At 50.1% G+C, this 16,257-nt stretch carries 17 protein-coding genes; 5 read left to right on the top strand and 12 right to left on the bottom strand.

What is annotated here, in order from left to right:
• Window positions 1-32: 32 nt before the first annotated feature.
• Together FHP88_RS17220 and FHP88_RS17215 are read right to left on the bottom strand one after the other, a co-directional pair.
• A complete protein-coding gene (locus FHP88_RS17220; RefSeq protein WP_144360342.1) occupies window positions 33-515 on the bottom strand; it encodes a GNAT family N-acetyltransferase in 483 nt (160 codons plus the stop codon).
• A gap of 55 nt (window positions 516-570) precedes the next feature.
• On the bottom strand, window positions 571-4,872 hold the full coding sequence (locus FHP88_RS17215; protein WP_144360341.1) for an EAL domain-containing protein: 4,302 nt from the start codon (window positions 4,870-4,872) through the stop codon (window positions 571-573).
• 459 nt (window positions 4,873-5,331) lie between these two features.
• Between FHP88_RS17215 and FHP88_RS17210 the strand changes: the two genes are divergently transcribed.
• Window positions 5,332-5,706: a glutaredoxin family protein gene (locus tag FHP88_RS17210; protein WP_144360340.1), complete on the top strand. Its 375-nt coding sequence runs from the start codon at window positions 5,332-5,334 to the stop codon at window positions 5,704-5,706.
• A gap of 2 nt (window positions 5,707-5,708) precedes the next feature.
• Here FHP88_RS17210 and FHP88_RS17205 read toward each other — a convergent pair whose 3' ends face one another.
• Both FHP88_RS17205 and FHP88_RS17200 read right to left on the bottom strand, forming a co-directional pair.
• Window positions 5,709-6,347, bottom strand: a complete 639-nt coding sequence (locus tag FHP88_RS17205; RefSeq protein WP_144360339.1) for a TlpA disulfide reductase family protein — start codon at window positions 6,345-6,347, stop codon at window positions 5,709-5,711.
• 5 nt (window positions 6,348-6,352) lie between these two features.
• Entirely contained in the window at window positions 6,353-6,775 is a 423-nt protein-coding gene (locus tag FHP88_RS17200) for a hypothetical protein (RefSeq protein ID WP_144360338.1), read from the bottom strand.
• A 218-nt stretch (window positions 6,776-6,993) separates the two neighbouring features.
• Here FHP88_RS17200 and FHP88_RS17195 point away from each other — a divergent pair, with 218 nt between their 5' ends.
• Window positions 6,994-7,347, top strand: a complete 354-nt coding sequence (locus FHP88_RS17195; protein ID WP_144360337.1) for a hypothetical protein — start codon at window positions 6,994-6,996, stop codon at window positions 7,345-7,347.
• Window positions 7,348-7,361: 14 nt separating this feature from the next.
• Here FHP88_RS17195 and FHP88_RS17190 read toward each other — a convergent pair whose 3' ends face one another.
• The 8 genes from FHP88_RS17190 to FHP88_RS17155 all read right to left on the bottom strand — a co-directional run bounded on the left by FHP88_RS17190 (window position 7,362) and on the right by FHP88_RS17155 (window position 12,610).
• A complete protein-coding gene (locus FHP88_RS17190) occupies window positions 7,362-7,994 on the bottom strand; it encodes a trimeric intracellular cation channel family protein (protein ID WP_144360336.1) in 633 nt (210 codons plus the stop codon).
• Between the two features lie 153 nt (window positions 7,995-8,147).
• Complete coding sequence (locus tag FHP88_RS17185) at window positions 8,148-9,335, bottom strand: acetyl-CoA C-acyltransferase family protein (RefSeq protein WP_144360335.1); 1,188 nt, start codon at window positions 9,333-9,335, stop codon at window positions 8,148-8,150.
• 271 nt (window positions 9,336-9,606) lie between these two features.
• On the bottom strand, window positions 9,607-10,035 hold the full coding sequence (locus FHP88_RS17180) for a hypothetical protein (RefSeq protein WP_144360334.1): 429 nt from the start codon (window positions 10,033-10,035) through the stop codon (window positions 9,607-9,609).
• A 110-nt stretch (window positions 10,036-10,145) separates the two neighbouring features.
• Window positions 10,146-10,559 (bottom strand): c-type cytochrome, encoded by a 414-nt coding sequence (locus tag FHP88_RS17175; protein ID WP_186297776.1) that lies wholly within the window; start codon window positions 10,557-10,559, stop codon window positions 10,146-10,148.
• Between the two features lie 69 nt (window positions 10,560-10,628).
• Window positions 10,629-11,018: a heavy-metal-associated domain-containing protein gene (locus FHP88_RS17170; RefSeq protein ID WP_144360332.1), complete on the bottom strand. Its 390-nt coding sequence runs from the start codon at window positions 11,016-11,018 to the stop codon at window positions 10,629-10,631.
• Between the two features lie 52 nt (window positions 11,019-11,070).
• Window positions 11,071-11,481, bottom strand: coding sequence for a c-type cytochrome (locus FHP88_RS17165; protein WP_186297775.1), 411 nt, complete (start codon window positions 11,479-11,481; stop codon window positions 11,071-11,073).
• 191 nt (window positions 11,482-11,672) lie between these two features.
• Entirely contained in the window at window positions 11,673-12,164 is a 492-nt protein-coding gene (locus FHP88_RS17160; protein ID WP_186297774.1) for a c-type cytochrome, read from the bottom strand.
• Window positions 12,165-12,250: 86 nt separating this feature from the next.
• On the bottom strand, window positions 12,251-12,610 hold the full coding sequence (locus FHP88_RS17155; RefSeq protein ID WP_144360329.1) for a hypothetical protein: 360 nt from the start codon (window positions 12,608-12,610) through the stop codon (window positions 12,251-12,253).
• Between the two features lie 294 nt (window positions 12,611-12,904).
• Here FHP88_RS17155 and FHP88_RS17150 point away from each other — a divergent pair, with 294 nt between their 5' ends.
• The 3 genes from FHP88_RS17150 to FHP88_RS17140 are packed head-to-tail and all read left to right on the top strand — an operon-like array spanning window position 12,905 to window position 16,181.
• On the top strand, window positions 12,905-13,231 hold the full coding sequence (locus FHP88_RS17150; RefSeq protein ID WP_144360328.1) for an ATPase: 327 nt from the start codon (window positions 12,905-12,907) through the stop codon (window positions 13,229-13,231).
• Between the two features lie 18 nt (window positions 13,232-13,249).
• A complete protein-coding gene (locus FHP88_RS17145; RefSeq protein WP_144360327.1) occupies window positions 13,250-14,293 on the top strand; it encodes a V-type ATPase subunit in 1,044 nt (347 codons plus the stop codon).
• A complete protein-coding gene (locus FHP88_RS17140; protein WP_144360326.1) occupies window positions 14,286-16,181 on the top strand; it encodes a V-type ATP synthase subunit I in 1,896 nt (631 codons plus the stop codon). The genes FHP88_RS17145 and FHP88_RS17140 overlap by 8 nt, the downstream gene beginning before the upstream one ends.
• The last annotated feature ends 76 nt before the right edge of the window (window positions 16,182-16,257 follow it).

The raw sequence follows: 16,257 nt of genomic DNA, 5'->3' as shown, positions 1-16,257 counted from the left end.
CTGTCCACAAATAAACAGGTAGGACGCATTTTTCAGGGCAACACTTTTTCCCAGAACAGCGCCCGGCCTGTTTCTGGATTCAACTCGTAGCCACTGAATCCAACCTGCCGATAGACCGATTGGGCTACCCTATTGCCTTCGAGCACTTCCAGGGTTAACTTGCAATAACCCCGCTGTAAGGCAATCTTTTCAACTGCTGCAAACAGCTTCTGCGCAATGCCCTGCCCCCGGTATGCCCTCAGCACCACCAGATCATGAATGTTCAGCAGGGGTTTGCATTTAAAGGTAGAAAAGCCTTCAAAACAGTTCATCAAGCCAACCGGTGTGCCATCTACAAAGGCCAACAAAATCAGTGCATCCTTGCGCTTTTGAAGTTCACCAATCAGTTCTATACGCACACGCTCCTGTAAGGGTTCACCACCGCCCATCGGATCACGGGCGTAAGCGTCCAGAAGATCAATCACGGCTTGGGCGTGGCTTGGAAGTGAAAGGTCGGCCTGTTGGACATCAATCATCAAAATCCTCTTGATGCATTTTCAAAACCAATGAGTAAGTTTCATGCGCAAATCATCACTCAATAAAAAACCGTTCCAATGCCGTCTCTGGAATTGGCTTGCTGAAGTAGTACCCCTGGGCGAAATCACACTTTTCCGTCTGCAGTATGGCCAATTGTTCGGCCGTCTCCACCCCTTCCGCAATAACCCTCAGTCCCAGGCTTCTGGCCATTGAGATCGTTGCCACAACCAGCTCCCGATCATCTGGGTCGGAGGTAATATCGCGAATAAAACTGCGATCGATCTTCAGCGTATCAAAGGGGTAATTGCGCAGATAACTGAGTGAAGAGTAACCGGTACCAAAATCATCCATCGAGAGTGAGATGCCCAGATCACGCAGTCCATTAAGCAACTCAACCGCATTGATCTTTTCACTCAATAGCACATTCTCCGTCACTTCGATTTCGAGATAATCTCCTGGGAGTTGATACTCCTCAAGGATCTCCTGCACCATCATCAGGAATCGCTCGTCCTTGAACTGAACCGGTGAGACATTAACCGCCACACGGAATGGATTCTTCGCGCGAGAATACCAGGATTTGGCTTGTTGAACGGCCTGGCGCAGCACATATTCACCAATAGGTACGATCCGCCCCGTCCGTTCGGCTATTTCAATAAACTCTACAGGCGAGACGGCGCCCAGTTTGGGATTGTTCCAGCGTAATAACGCCTCGGCTCCCACAATAGATTGTGTGTAGATATTAACGATGGGTTGATAACAGAGGTAAAATTCGCCATTTTCCAGGGCAGCATGCAGTTGCTCTTCCAGTTCAAGGCGCCTTGCCACATCCTGATTCATTGCATCCGTATAAAAATGGTAGGCATTCCGTCCTCCCGCCTTTGAATGGTACATCGCGGTATCGGCATTGCGCAGCAGCAATTTGGGATCATCACCATCATCTGGATAAACGGAAATTCCGATACTGGTAGTCAACAGGATCTCCCGCTCACCCAACCGAAACACCGAACGGAACGCCGCGAGAATCTTCTCACCGACCACGGCCGCTGCGGCCTTATCAGGTATGCTGGCAAGCAAGACAATAAACTCATCACCACCCAATCGGCCAACCGTATCTTCTTCGCGAACAGACCAACGAACCCGTCTGGCGGCCTCTTCAATCACTTGATCCCCCACCTCATGCCCCAGGGTATCATTCACTTTCTTAAAATCATCCAGATCAAGGAAGAGGACAGCAGCCTGATGATCTTCACGCTGGGCATTTCGAAGAATCTGCGAGAGACGGTCCAGTGCAAGGAAGCGGTTTGGCAGCCCTGTCAAACTATCATAATGGGCCTGATGCAAAATTTTCTCTTCATGCACTTTACGGATCGTGATGTCTTCTTTGACCGCCAGATAATGACGAATATGACCACGATCATCGAAGATCGGGGAGATATGGGCGTATTCCCAGAACAGGCTGCCATCCTTGCGGCGATTCTGAAACTCACCCTGCCAAGGCTCACCGCTGGAGATCGTATCCCAAAGCTGCTTGTAATGCTCAGGAGCCGTATGTTCAGATCTCAGCAACCGACTATGCTGACCCAATACCTCTTCTGAAGTATAACCAGACGAGCGCTCAAACCCTCCGTTGGTGTATTCAATAGTGCCAGCCGGATCTGTAATCACAACCGAAACTGGGCTCTGCTCCATCGCCTGAGACAAGGTCTTGATTGTCTCTTCTTTCAGTTTCAAGTCAGTAATATCGGGGTAGGTGAAGATACCCGCGATATGATGACCTTCCTCACTGTAGACAGGAGCCGCATTACCGAGCACATAGGTCTCCACACCATCCGGGCGGCGTATAATCATCTCTTTATTACGTGTCACCCGCTGTTCAGACATTGCTTTAAACAGAGGCGTATCATAAACATCAATGGGCGTGCCGTCAGTATGCAGCATCTGCCACTTGCGTTTACCCGGATCATTTAGCCGACCCTCTACAAAATGAACCTGACGCTGTTGTTCTGCTGTAGATCCGGTTATGCGCTGTGCTTCCTGGTTGGCCAGGGTCAACGTCCAATTGTCCGCAGTCCCCTCACCGAGGGTAATGGCAAAGGGTGCCTGATCGATAACCGCATGCAACAATGTATTCGAGCGCTGTAATTTTTGTTCAGCCTCATAGCGGTCAGAGATATCCCGCAAGGCTGTTACGCGCACTGAACGATCCTGATACTCCATGGCACGACCGTGGATTTCAGCCGGAAAGGTTGTCCCATCCTTGCGTTGCGCGATCACCTCATAAGGTTCTTGATAACCACTCAGCATATTCTGCTTGACCAGTTCACGCGATTCGTCTGCAATCCACTCGATCCCCGAGCGTCCCAGGGCCTCATCCAGGGTATAACCAAACATTCTTTCGGCAGTCAGATTCTGACCGAGGCAGATGCCATCCTCTGAGATAAAGATCGCTTCAAATGCCGCCTCAGATAAGGCTCGCAAATGCGCCTCACTGTGTCTCAGTGCTGTTTGTGAAGCGATCTGGTCGGTAATGTCATGGGCTATACCGAAGGCCAGCCCATCCCTGAGTGGTACCACACTGAGCAGTGCCGTTCGATCAGAACCATCTGGCTGAAGATATACCACCTCACCCATTTCCTCAGTTGCAGAGAGCGTTGAGACCCGTTTACGTCTCTCCGAGGCACCACTTGGACAGATATCAGCCGTTGTCAGCTTGAGCAATTCCTCTACCGAACGCCCGGTCAATCGCTCAGCCGATCGATTGGCATCCAGATACTGCCCGTTTTTTGAATTGACCAGGAACATCGCATCATTTGATTCGGCAAACAGTGAGCGGAAGCGTGCATCACTATCAATCTGTGCCTGCTGCGCATGGATACGTGCACTGATGTCATTAAATGTCACAACAGCACCAATCACCTGGCCCTGTCGACGCATCGGATAAGCACGATACTCTACGGGGATACACTGCCCATCCGCAGAGCAAAATATCTCATACTCCTTATGAATCCGCTTATCCATGCGAATGGCATCCAATATGGGGGAATCGGCTTCGAAGTAAGGCGTTCCATCACAATGGCAGTGCTGAATGATGTCATGTAGAGGCTTGCCCTTCAGATCCTGATTATGCGGAAAACTGAGAATCTCGACACAAGCGCTGTTGTAGAAAGTACAACAGCCTTCACTATCCACACCCAAAATACCTGCTCCAGAGGAATCCAATAACAGTTGGATATGCTCATGAGAAGCAGAAAGCTCCCGTATACCTTCCTCGACTTCGGCTTCCAGTCTTAGCTTGGCGCTTTTCAAGGCCTGCTCTGCCTGCTCCCACCGCCTGCCCGCTGAACTGACAAAGGCCAATCCAAAGCCCGCAATACCAAGCAGGATGAGCGCTGTAGTCGCCGTAATGATATTGGCGCGCGGTTGAACCGCATTCAAAATTGCGCCTCGATCCCTTATTGCAATCATCTTCCAACCATTCTTCAATGGAATGGTAAAGGAGAGACAACTCCTCTCTTCTGTTGGATGCCATAACTCGTGAAAGGTGACTCTCCCGGCACCGCTCTCTTTTAACGACGCGAAGAGCTGAGTGATTTCCGGGCGTTGTAGAAAGGCCTCCCGGAGCATTGATGAAATCTCAGCTTGATTATTTTGGCCAATGAGTTCCCCGCGCTGGTCCACCAAGATCAACTCATCAAATGCCTCAATATCCAACTGCCTGAGTAAAGTAGAAAGCTGCTCCAAATGGAATACGCCACCCAGGTGTGCGGTAATACGTCCATCGGCCTGCTTGATAGGCGTGTTTACCGCAACGGCGAGTTTGCCATCTGCGCCAAAAAAACTATCAGATATCACTGTATCCTGGGTTCGCAGTGTCTCCTTAAAATAGGCGCGGTCACTCATGTTGTACTTGGTGACCGATTGTTGAACAGAGAACGGATGAGCGAGGTAGTGGTCTCCATTCTCCTTCAGCATGAACAGGACTGAAAAATCGGGGTACTCTGCCATCTGCAGATCAAGAAGACGACGTTTACCGATTTCAGACGTTTCCGGTATTCCACCAATGCTGCGGTCGATACCATGCACATCTTGCAGTTGCTGAAACTGAGGCAGCGACGCCAGTAAGCGAAGTGACGCCCTGGCTTTCCCGATCTCTAGATCAATCTGCCCGGCAAGTGTTTCGGCAAGTGGCTGATACTGCTGTCTCCAGCTCTGAAAAGCCTCACGCTCTAAGGCGGTCCGCAGATAAGCAGACACAATCAAGACAGTTAAAATGGCTACAAGCCCACCCGCCAGGATCATCCACCTTAAGCTGGTCAATTCAGTTTTGCGCAGTGTGGGGACTGGTTCAGCGTCCATGGGAAGTCTTTTTTAAATTTGAATAATAGGTTAAAGCAAGGCCTGTTAGCCCTACTTGCGCCCCTCCCTGGAAATATCTTTTTATTCTGGTTTAGTATAGAAGAGTTGCAGAAAATTAATTCCGTAAACTCTGACTATCCCCTGTATCTAATCACAATCAAACACAAGTTATCAAAGAGTATCATGTAGATTGTATAAGCGCTTCAATTAAAAGATAAATAAACTGATCCGTGTGACCTTAATCCGATATCTTTCACCGAATACATCCCCCCTCTTTACCCTGACTGTTGCGATCTGACTCAAGACTTCATTACAGGTAGCCATATAAAAAAATTGGCAGGACACTCCTGCCCGTCAGGCATAAGACGGGCACAATATATCCATGAGGTTTTTCATGGGAATTTTTTGACCTTGTCATGTTAGGATGCAGCCGATTTTTTAACCGCCTGGAGTAACCACATGGCAATTATTCGCTGGATACTGGGACGCCTGATCCTGCTGATTGACGCTCTCACTTCCCCCAAAGGGGTTACACGCCCGAGTGAAGTGCAGGAGAAACTGGATCAACAAACAGCACGACTGGCCCTCTATCAGTTTAAGGCGTGTCCTTTCTGCGTAAAGGTTCGGCGTTTTCTAAAACAACACTCCCTCAAGATTGAAACACGGGATGCCAAGGGCAATCCGCTGTTCAGAGAGGAATTACTAAAAGGGGGTGGGGAAATCAAGGTACCCTGCCTGCGAATTCAAAATGAACAGGGTGAAATAGCGTGGCTATACGAATCGTCTGAGATCATCCAATATCTAGAGCAACACTACCTGCAACCGCAAAATTGATATTATTTCGCCGACGTGGCGCTGGAGTTTTCTACGGATAAAGCCAGTGCCTTCACCTTCAGTATAATGCTGTCACTGTCCCACTCACGCAGACCCAGCGCACGGTAGATTATGCGCCCCTCCTTATCCAGCACAAAGGTGGCCGGAATGCCGGAAAAGGGCCACGTCTCGGCTACCTTTCCATCACTATCCAGCAGAACAGGAAAACTGATCTCCCGCTCTTGCAGAAATCGCCTCACCATTTCAGGATCATCCTGAATAGCGATACCTAACACCACGATGCGATCTGATTTTAGGCGCTGCCATGCGCGTTCTAATGAGGGCATCTCTTTGCGACAAGGGGCACACCAGGTTGACCAGAAGTTGACAACCACAACCTGCCCACGATAAGCGCTCAGATCATGTATTTGGCCATCCACCGAGGGTAATGAAAAAACGGGCGCAAGCGGCTTATCCTTCAGCGTTTGCAGTTGATAATGACGCATTTTATAGGCGGCCATCGGATCAGCCGCAGATGCGATCGTTGCCAAGGAGAGTGATAGCAGTATTAGCAATCCGCTTATCATCCCCCGCATACCGTAATCTGCAGTCATGCTGGAATGAGATACAGGCAAATGGGAATGTTGACTGGGGTGTGACATAAAATCTACTGCTGGCTGGCTGGTGATACCGACTGTTGCTTCTTGCGCCGCTTCTCCGCTTCACGTGCCCTAGCCAGGCTCCACTCAAGCGTATAGACACCCGAATCCTGTTTCACCCAGAATTCATCGGCAGAGATCGCCATGCGCTTTTCGCTGCGTTTCCCTTCAACGCGCACCATAGACAAAACGTGTTGCAGCTTGGTTCGCCAATCCATATTGGTGATAAAAAAGTAGTTACCATCCTCAGTCTGAATGACGAAATCCCGTTCCAGAAGAACATGAGGATCATCTTTATCGGTCGGACACATCTCGCCATGAGAGGCACAATCAAGTCCGTTCAGTCGCCCCTCAATGCTCTCTGCCATTAGCACGGCCGGCATGAAGACGCAGAGCGCCCCCAGCCAGCCTATTTGCATTCTCTTTGCCATATCTTGTCGCCCGCAATTTCGTTCACGCCTGGAAAATCATCAGCCGCTGAAGTAGCCGGTTATTGCCCGGTCTCATTAATAATGACCAGAGTAGCACGACAATTATTTCACCGACCAGCCATTCACCCACTTAAAGCAGGGAATGATGGTGATATGCAACTGTTTCCCCTTTCCGCCATAATAGGGCCTGGTTTAATCAACATCACGGGAGTCGCGGTATGACAACCCCACACATAAAGACAGCACTGCCAATCAGACGCTACCAACTCGGTTCATTCCTGGTAAACATCCTGGGCGAAATCCAGAGTGATGACAGCGCGCAATATCATTTTATCATGGCACTCCTCGATGAGGGTGAGGAGAATCCCTCACTCTACGTCACCGCCGAACTCAACATGCCCAATCAGCGCAGTGAAGGTCGCTATCAGGTCCGGGTGTTGCTGGATAATCAGGAGAAAGTGATGGGTTCCGGTGACGAGTGGGGCGATATCGAAAACTTTTCCCTGTTCAGCATGGGTATTGCGGCAAAGCTTTATCAGTTAGGGGATGAAGAACCCCGACGATTACTCTGAAACAGATTGCCCACTCAAGTAACGGGACGCTTGTAGCGCGGCAACTTCAAACCAAAAACGATGGCGGCAGCGCGTAAACCGAATCCAATTGCAAAGGCACCCAGGGTAGCAATGATTTCACCCACACCTGCCAGCTGTAGCACCAGATAGCTGGAGGCGCCTGCGGCCGCCGTGGTGACATACAGCTCTCTTGAAGTAAGCACCAGTGATTCTGAGCAGAGCACATCCCGAATAATGCCACCGAAGGTAGCGCTCATCACTCCCATGCAGACCGCGATAAGCGGAGGCGAGCCCAGTGAGAGGGCGATAGAGGTACCGGTGATGCTGAAGGTTGCCAATCCAATAGCGTCCATCCAAATCAGTGCACGATAACGGGAAGCCAGCAACGGCGCCAAAAAATAGGTCAATACCGCTGCAACCAGACAGAGGGTGACCGTTAGCGGCTGCTGTACCCAGTATACCGGCACCGCACCCAAGAGTAGGTCACGCAGTGTACCTCCACCTAGACCGGTGACCGTTCCAATCAACATAAAACCGAGAATATCCATCTCTTTCCGGGCCGCCTCAAGTGCACCAGACACAGCAAACACCGTAATCCCGAATAATCCCAGCCAGTGGATAATGCTGCCCAGATCTATTAATTCCATAACGTCCTGACTCGAGGTATCCCTTTAGTGCAGTGTAGATGGTTAAGCTGAATGCAGAAATAGGCATCCTATAAAAAGGGCCTCTTCACGCCATGATGAAGAGGCCCTTTTGTTCAGTGCCAGCTCAATCTGACAGCGTACGAGGACGCTTTATCAGATACGCTCAAAGGCAGCGGCAATACCCTGTCCGCCACCGATACACATGGTCACCAGCGCATACCGACCGCCTGTGCGATGCAGCTCATGAATCGCCTTGGTGGTCACGATGCTGCCGGTTGCACCAATCGGATGACCCAAGGAGATTCCACTGCCATTGGGGTTTGTCTTATCCATCGGCAAATCAAGATCGCGGCATACTGCGATGGCCTGGGCGGCGAACGCCTCATTGACCTCAAGCACGTCAAAATCAGCCACTGAGAGTCCGGTGTTTGCCAGCAACCTTTTTACGGCCGGCACCGGCCCAATGCCCATAAAGGCCGGCTCACAACCCGCATGGGAGTAACCTACCAGTCTGGCCAAAGGTTTCAGGCCATTAGCCTCGGCATATTCCGCCGTAGCCAGCACGACAGCTGAAGCGGCATCATTCAGACCAGAGGCATTACCCGCGGTCACTGAACCGTCCTTCTTAAACACGGGACGCAGTTTCGCCATGCCTTCTAAGGTGGCATCAGTACGAAAATGTTCATCCCGCTCAAACAGCGTGGTTCCCTTACGGGTCTTCAACTCAACGGGGACAATCTGGCTGGCGAAGTGGCCATTCTCCCAGGCCTGCGCAGCGCGACGATGTGACTCTACTGCCAGTGCATCCTGATCTTCACGGGTGATGCCCCACTTCTCTGCAATGTTTTCTGCTGTCACGCCCATGTGGATACCTTCAAAGGGGTCCGTCAGTGCACCCACCATCATATCCACGATCTTCGCATCACTCATGCGTGCACCCCAGCGAAGGCTAGGCGTGAGATAACCGGCACGGCTCATGACTTCGGCACCACCCGCTACGGCCACATCACAATGCCCCGTTTCAAGCTGTTGGGCAGCCGATACAATAGCCTGCAAACCACTGCCACAAAGTCTGTTCAGGGTGAAGGCCGGGGTTTCAACAGGAAGTCCCGCTGTCACAGAGGCATAACGGGAGACATACATATCCCTTGGTTCAGTATGGATAACATGACCGAGTACAGTGTGGCCCACATCGGCGGGTTTCACTCCAGAACGCTCAACCGCAGCACGAATGGCTGTTGCTGCAAGATCACCCGGTGCCACATCTTTCAGACTGCCACCATAGCCGCCCACCGCAGTACGGACAGCACTCAATACAACAATCTTTTTCATCGTGCTCATAGCCATTTCCTTACATAAAATAGGGATAAAATAACGCTACCGCATCATCAGTAAACGGTACATGATCTGCTTCTCCAGGCCTCAGCAGGCAAGCCGTTGCGTTCTACTCTAGTGGAGCGACGACAGAGAATGCAAGCAGGTTTAACAAGGCCTAATACAGGAAACCAGGAATATTAGAGTAACAAGATTTGATTGCAAAAGAGCGTTCAGATTCAGGAGCCTTCTGCAAACAACTTTTCATCATTGAATCAGTCTAATCTGTGCAGCCCAGTCAACCCGCTGATGCGCCTTTCGAAGCGGATACCTTAATCCAATACCAGCAGCCAAAGAGTGTGAATGGAATACCGAGAATAAAAAACACCAAGCCAAACCAGGTCAATCCGCCCACAGAGAGTGACTGTGCAAAGGTGACACTGCCCGTCAATACCGCCACAAGAACACCATGAAACAGTAGGTGCTGCTTGGCCAAACGGGCGGCAATGTAACCACCTAGCGACATAGTAAGAAGAAACAGTAACAAACCTAAAGCATAGAGTGCCCATTGGGTTACTTGAGCCCACTGCGGAAAATGTTGTGAAAATATCATCTGCCCAGCCGCGGTGCTGACAAAGACCAACTGCATTATGAGCCCAAAAACAAGAATAGTTACAGTTCCAGCCAACAGTGCTTTCCAGCTGAGCTCAGAGAGTCGTACAGACATCCTTCACCTATACATTCGAATGATTGGATAAGTGAGTCTAAACACTGAATCCTATTAACACCTTGATTCCGCTCAACCCGTCCTACGAAAGATCAATCACTGGAAAACGATCACATGCAACTCATGTGCTTAGGTCCCTGACAGGCAATGATCCTGGGACTCCAGAGGCTTTTAATATAAGCGACAATCAGGCGTGCATCCTGCTCACTCAGAATGCCCTTCCAGGCCGGCATGCGTTGTGTTCGTTGCAACCCATTTAAAACAGCCTCAATCAGCTGTTCATCGCTATGATACCAGGCATGGGAGGCCTCGTTTAACGGCATGGCCGTAAGAAAACCAGGAGCCCTGATGTACTTTGGTATCGGACGTTCACCCACGCCATTAACACCATGACAGGTGAGACAGTATTGCTCATAAAGCCGCTTACCATTTGTGATCTCGGAGGAAAGTCCGGGCTGTCCAGTCTCCGCTATTGAATGCTGGCTTAGTGTCAGCAACACAACGAACACAACTCGTTTCAGCATAAATAAAAACCTTCTTAAGCGTTTATAACATTGATCTGTTTTATGAACGGGTATACGCGACATATATCGTTAAGGCTTCCGCTTTTTCCGTTCGAACCCAGAACCTATTCCCTTTGGATTACTGCAACAGGGCGGATCAGGTGCACACGCATTTTCCTTGGCGGTCTGATCAAGATATTGAAACCATCCCGCCTTACGCAGGGCCCACCATCCCGTTGAGGCAGGAAAACCTATGGACTCCAGTCTTTCCAGAATCTGGTTATAGTTGAGTTGGGTCTGGTCATAGGTCACGCGAATCTTTTTTTTCTGCGGATAGGCAATAATCCGATTTACGCCCGGCAGTTCAGCCAGTGATTTTTCCAGTTGTAAACCATCGGCTTCATGACTCAGAGCTGGGACACTTATCCAGTGCCGTGTATCCCAGGCACCGCGCATTTTGATGAATTGATCTCTGCTCATACCATGCTCTCCAGGGATGCCAACCATGAGTCACGCATCACCCTATTGATCATTAATCCTCTTTTCTGAAATCGCTATGGCAGCCACTGCAGGTCTTCTCTAATCGGGCAAACTGAAGGCTTACTTTCGCTCTGTCATCCTGGACAGCTAAGACCTGTAATGCGGTCGCCTCCTTCTCCATCTTCTCTGTCAATGCAGAAAATTGAGTCCACTCCTCCCAGATCAGGGGCAACGCTTCCGTAGGCTTGTGCAAACTGCCTTCTGGAAATAAAGCAGGCAGTTTTGGTGAAGCAACACGAATACTTTTAGCGTAGGCACTGATCTTTTCAGTATTAAAGGAGGATTTTCCTTTCATCATCGCCATAATTGATCTCATCTGCCTATCCATCGTTTTCATCATATCCATACGCTCTTTCACTATGCCTGTGGCCTTCCCATGGGCTGAAAGTGTCAGCGGATTCATTAGGCACAACGTGACAATCGCACCAACGAGAAGAGGACGTGTGTGGATTTGATGGTGTTGAAACATCGCTTACTCTCTTTCTGGCAAGTACTCATAGTTGCCAAAGCATGAAAAGAACCTTCGGGGATTCCGTCACCCGAAGTCAACGGGTCATAGCATATTCCAATTACGCGTATGACCCGGTGCCATGATTAACCCCGATTGGATCGTGCCGCTGCATCCCGTTGAACCCAGTTTTGATAAATCTCTCTGGGCCATTTGGACTGAAACCATGCGATGGCAGCAATAATCTCCTCATCACTCAACTTCTCACCCCATGCCGGCATGTTACCCTGCCCACCGGGGGAGCCATTTTTAATCGTATGGAACAAAATATTCAGCGGATGATGCCAGGCATGACCAGAACCGTTCAGCGGTGGCGCAGGGTATTTGCCATCAGGGCCTGCCTTGCGCCAGTTCTCGGCACCCTCTCCTTTTTTACCATGGCAGGCAGCACAATTGTCCTGATAGATCCGGGCACCCGCGCTGACCTGATCAAACCGGTACCAGGACTTGACAGGGGCTGTGGGAGATGATGCCACCGCTCTATTAGCGGGGGCCGCATTGGTGGCGCTGTTCGGTTCATTGGAACAGGCGACCAGTAAAAGGGACAGTAGCCCCACAGTGATGATTCTGTAGTTCAAGACACGCTCTCCAGACTTTGGCCATAAAGCCAGCTATATCGACATACCCTCAGCACTAAGGCATCCGGTATTTGAGTAAAATACGCTCAGGAGTAGTTCTGTGGAGGACGTAACAGTGTCGTGGGCACCGGATCAGTGAGCCGGGCAGTAGCATGGGTTTGAAACAGATGTCCCGAAGGGAGTTCAAATGTGTACTCTGTGTTGATACAGAGCTGTGACCCAAAGGATGAATCACAATGATCGCTACAGCCATTATCGTGCAGCGGTCTCTCGGCTGACATCCCTACGCAGCCAACGGAGTGTTCAGTGTCAGCACAATCACCCAAATCACTGTGGGATTGCAGGTATGCCTGATTGCCATCGGCATGAGTGGAGAATCCATAATTTGGCCCAAACGACAGCAGACCGACCAATATCGCCAGCATCAGTAGAAACCGATTATTCATGTCTCGCTGCATAGGGTTGAACATCCCCTCTTTGGCCTTTCCTGTCAAGCGGGCGCACGGCTAAATAGCACATACTGAATCCGACACCGCACAGAGCAATAAGTTGCCTGCGGGGCGCAAACCCTCAGTAAAGCGGTAAGCATGCTAACGCTGATCGGTAAAATCACCCAAGAAGTCTATGCTGTGTAAGAAACGGGGTAGATTGATAATTGTAATAGACGAACTAACTGACCTGCCGCAATAATAAGCACATGATCAATTGCTAAACTATTTCTCAGTAAATCGGGGAGCATTATGGACGAAACACTGCAACGCTTACTGGATGCCGAAAAAAAGGCCGAGGAGATTGTGCATAAGGCCGATAAAGAGCGGGAACGCATCATCCAGGGTGCCCTTCGCGAGGCCCATGCTGAGGAGGAGCGCTTCGAAGCCCGTATACCCGAGCTACACAGCGCCTTTATCGATAAAGCAGAGCAGCGGGCAATACAGACCAACAGTGAGTTAAAAAAACGCTACGACGAACATCATTTGCAACTGCGCACAACAGCAGAAGCGCGTGAAACAGAGGCATTAGACATGGCATTTGATCTATTGATTAGTCCAGATGCAGATCTACCTTAAGGGGTTCATTGCCGTATCATGAACAGCGCCATTAACCAAGCCTATCTCAAGACACGCGCATCCGTGATGTCGGGAAAACTGGTTGATGAAACTGACATCAAGTCATTTCTGCATGCCCCACTCCAAACACTTGAACAACAATTTGGCCTGGGCGGCTTATCTGATCGTGGACTGGGCGAAGCCGAGTTAAACAGAGTGATCGAACGAGGGCTGATCAATACGCTGATGAATGAACTCTCCATTCTGCTACGACCCTTGAATGGCAGTGCAAGAGATATATTGATTTACTGGTCGCGCAAGTTTGAACTGTATAACCTCAAGGCACTTATCCGCGGCAAGCTGCATGACATGCCCTACGATCAGATTCGGGAAAGCCTGCATATCCTTCCCTCGCTCATCAGTTTGCCCCATGAGCAGTTACTGCGCACTGAGAATGTCCCTGAATTGCTGCGACAACTTGAGCAGACACCGTATGAGGGTATTGCCCGGCAGGCGCGGCGGGTGTTCGAAGAGAAGAATGAATCCTTCTCACTGGATGCGACGATTGACCAGCGCTATTACACAGGCTTGCTCAAACACGCCAGAAACTGTGATCAGGATGACCAACCCACCCTGCTTCGTTTGATCGGATCACTGATTGATCGGCAAAACCTCCCCTGGTTACTACGTTATCGTTTCAACTACAAACTCTCCCCATCAGAAACCTATTACCTGATGGCACCGTCAGGACGCCAACTTCAAGCGGATCTGCTGAAGCAACTGGTCAACATGCAAGAGATCACCCAGATACTGCACGCACTGCCAGCACCGCTCAATGAGCAACTTGCTGACACAACAAGTATCATGGACGTTGAATTGGCTATGGGTGAACGCTTGACCCATCAAGCCAGACGATGTCTCTTGTTCAGCCCTTCCGCAGTCACTCGCTCACTCGCCTATATGATGTTGCGCGAGTTGGACTTGAAGCGGGTTTTCGCGATTATTCAGGGACGCGTGTTAAAACTGGATGAGCAACTGATACGTCAGGCCGCTGATATCAAGCTGGAGGCGCAAGGTGTTTAGGCCACTCCCCATGAAGCAAGTGCTGATTCAGCTACTGAAGGACGATCTTCCTCAGGCCAGTCTTTCGCTGGCTGAACTGGGTAACTTCAGCCCCTACAGCGCGGAAACGTATGCTGAAAGTTTCCCTGAAATCCCCGGGACGCATTATCGTGGTGTCTATCATCAGGCGCATTCAAGACTTCAAAAAATTGAAAATCACATCCAACTGAACCCAGCTTCCTCATCCTTTGCCACGCATGTCATAACAGAACCAGAACTTGAACAGACCAATGAATGGCTGGGTGAAGTCTGGGAACGTTGCTCCGCCTATGAGGAACACTTCCGTCGTCTCACTGATGAAGCACAAATGCTTAATCAACTGGAGCAGGCGCTGGACAATTTTGCAACGCTCAACATTGATCTTGCGCTACTACACGGTGACAGGCTGTTTCTTGACCTGCGTATCGGTTTGTTACCCAGCGCCAACGTACCCCAACTGAAAGAAGCTATTGGTCTGGCGAATTATCTGCTATTCAGCTATATGGAAAATGCCGGGCATACTCACGTCATCATCCTTGGTCCCAAGGGAGAACGGGAACATGAATTGACCTCGGTACTGGATACCGCCGGATTTCATGCACTAGAGATTCCACCTGAGCTGCATGATGAACCCGAGCGCATTCGACAAGAATTACAGCTTCGCCGTGAAAACTTGCATCAGGAAAGACAACAAAGAGAAGCGGCGATGTCCGCCTGTGCTGAAGAACTGCGTCCGCGACTTGAACAGTGTCGTGACATCCTGATCATGGCCGAACCTTACGTCGCCATGGATGATGCCGCACGTAACATCGGAGAACTCGCCATCATCACCGGATGGGTGCCAGAACAAGCGCTTCACCAGATAGAATCAACGTTAAATAAAACATTACAGAATCCATTTCGCATCACAGCGACCACACCTTCGCGAGAACAGCATAGCCAGGTACCTACATTCCTGCCCACCAACTGGCTAACCTCCCCGTTCTCATCACTGGTAAAACAGTATGGCATTCCGCGCTATGGCGAGATTAATCCGACGCTGGTTTTTGCATTCTCCTTTATCGCCATGTTTGGCATGATGTTTGGGGATGTCGGACATGGGCTGGTGATTACACTGGCCGCCTGGCTGGCCAGGGGCAAGCTCAAGAGTTTTACACCGTTTGTGATCTGCGCCGGACTCTCGGCTGCACTATTCGGATTACTTTACGGCAGCCTGTTTGGCTATGAGCATCTATTCCATGCGATCTGGCTGCCGCCCCTTTCGGATCCCCTTTATATGCTGAGCATGGCGCTGCTTTGGGGCATCGGTTTCATGGTGGTGATCAGTTTGCTGTATATCCACAACCGTTTGGTTTCAGGTGAGTTAAGTCATGCACTCTTTGATACCAACGGTGTCGTCAGCATCACCCTTTATCTGAGCGTACTGGGTGGCATTTATAATCTTTACCTGACAGGCCATTTTGGGATAATTCCAGCATCCATGAGTGTCGTTACACTGCTGACACTGCTCGCTTTCAAACTGATTGAAACTCACGCCACGCCGGGTGAGCGCATGTTGGTCGCTACAATTGAAACCTTTGAAACACTGACTGGCTATATCTCCAATACGCTCTCATTCCTGCGGGTGGCCGCATTCAGCCTGAACCATGTCGCCTTGGCAATTGCCGTATTTACCTTGGCCGATATGATGGAGGGAACGGGTCATTGGCTGATGGTAATTGGTGGCAACATTTTTATCCTGGTACTGGAAGGTGCCATCGTTACCATCCAGGCTTTACGCTTGGAATATTATGAAGGCTTCTCCCGCTTCTTCTCAGGAGACGGTAAAGAATTTACACCACTCAAACTCTCGCTAGAAGGTTTGAAATGAGCAACTATTTAAACATTGGCCTGTTTAAAGTATCGGGCCATGCAGAAACACTCATACAACATTTTGGAACAAAGGA

The organism is Sedimenticola selenatireducens, from assembly GCF_007625115.1.
Classification (GTDB): Bacteria; Pseudomonadota; Gammaproteobacteria; order Chromatiales; family Chromatiaceae; genus Sedimenticola; species Sedimenticola selenatireducens_A.
Note: the sequence above shows the minus strand (reverse complement) of the source record. Positions and strands in the feature narration are given on the sequence as shown.

Excerpts from the sequence above, each read along its gene's own strand:
- FHP88_RS17220 (WP_144360342.1), bottom strand. The coding sequence starts at position 515 with ATGATTGATGTCCAACAGGCCGACCTTTCACTTCCAAGCCACGCCCAA.
- FHP88_RS17215 (WP_144360341.1), bottom strand. The coding sequence starts at position 4,872 with ATGGACGCTGAACCAGTCCCCACACTGCGCAAAACTGAATTGACCAGC.
- FHP88_RS17210 (WP_144360340.1), top strand. The coding sequence starts at position 5,332 with ATGGCAATTATTCGCTGGATACTGGGACGCCTGATCCTGCTGATTGAC.
- FHP88_RS17205 (WP_144360339.1), bottom strand. The coding sequence starts at position 6,347 with ATGTCACACCCCAGTCAACATTCCCATTTGCCTGTATCTCATTCCAGC.
- FHP88_RS17200 (WP_144360338.1), bottom strand. The coding sequence starts at position 6,775 with ATGGCAAAGAGAATGCAAATAGGCTGGCTGGGGGCGCTCTGCGTCTTC.
- FHP88_RS17195 (WP_144360337.1), top strand. The coding sequence starts at position 6,994 with ATGACAACCCCACACATAAAGACAGCACTGCCAATCAGACGCTACCAA.
- FHP88_RS17190 (WP_144360336.1), bottom strand. The coding sequence starts at position 7,994 with ATGGAATTAATAGATCTGGGCAGCATTATCCACTGGCTGGGATTATTC.
- FHP88_RS17185 (WP_144360335.1), bottom strand. The coding sequence starts at position 9,335 with ATGAGCACGATGAAAAAGATTGTTGTATTGAGTGCTGTCCGTACTGCG.
- FHP88_RS17180 (WP_144360334.1), bottom strand. The coding sequence starts at position 10,035 with ATGTCTGTACGACTCTCTGAGCTCAGCTGGAAAGCACTGTTGGCTGGA.
- FHP88_RS17175 (WP_186297776.1), bottom strand. The coding sequence starts at position 10,559 with ATGCTGAAACGAGTTGTGTTCGTTGTGTTGCTGACACTAAGCCAGCAT.
- FHP88_RS17170 (WP_144360332.1), bottom strand. The coding sequence starts at position 11,018 with ATGAGCAGAGATCAATTCATCAAAATGCGCGGTGCCTGGGATACACGG.
- FHP88_RS17165 (WP_186297775.1), bottom strand. The coding sequence starts at position 11,481 with ATGAATCCGCTGACACTTTCAGCCCATGGGAAGGCCACAGGCATAGTG.
- FHP88_RS17155 (WP_144360329.1), bottom strand. The coding sequence starts at position 12,610 with ATGAATAATCGGTTTCTACTGATGCTGGCGATATTGGTCGGTCTGCTG.
- FHP88_RS17150 (WP_144360328.1), top strand. The coding sequence starts at position 12,905 with ATGGACGAAACACTGCAACGCTTACTGGATGCCGAAAAAAAGGCCGAG.
- FHP88_RS17145 (WP_144360327.1), top strand. The coding sequence starts at position 13,250 with ATGAACAGCGCCATTAACCAAGCCTATCTCAAGACACGCGCATCCGTG.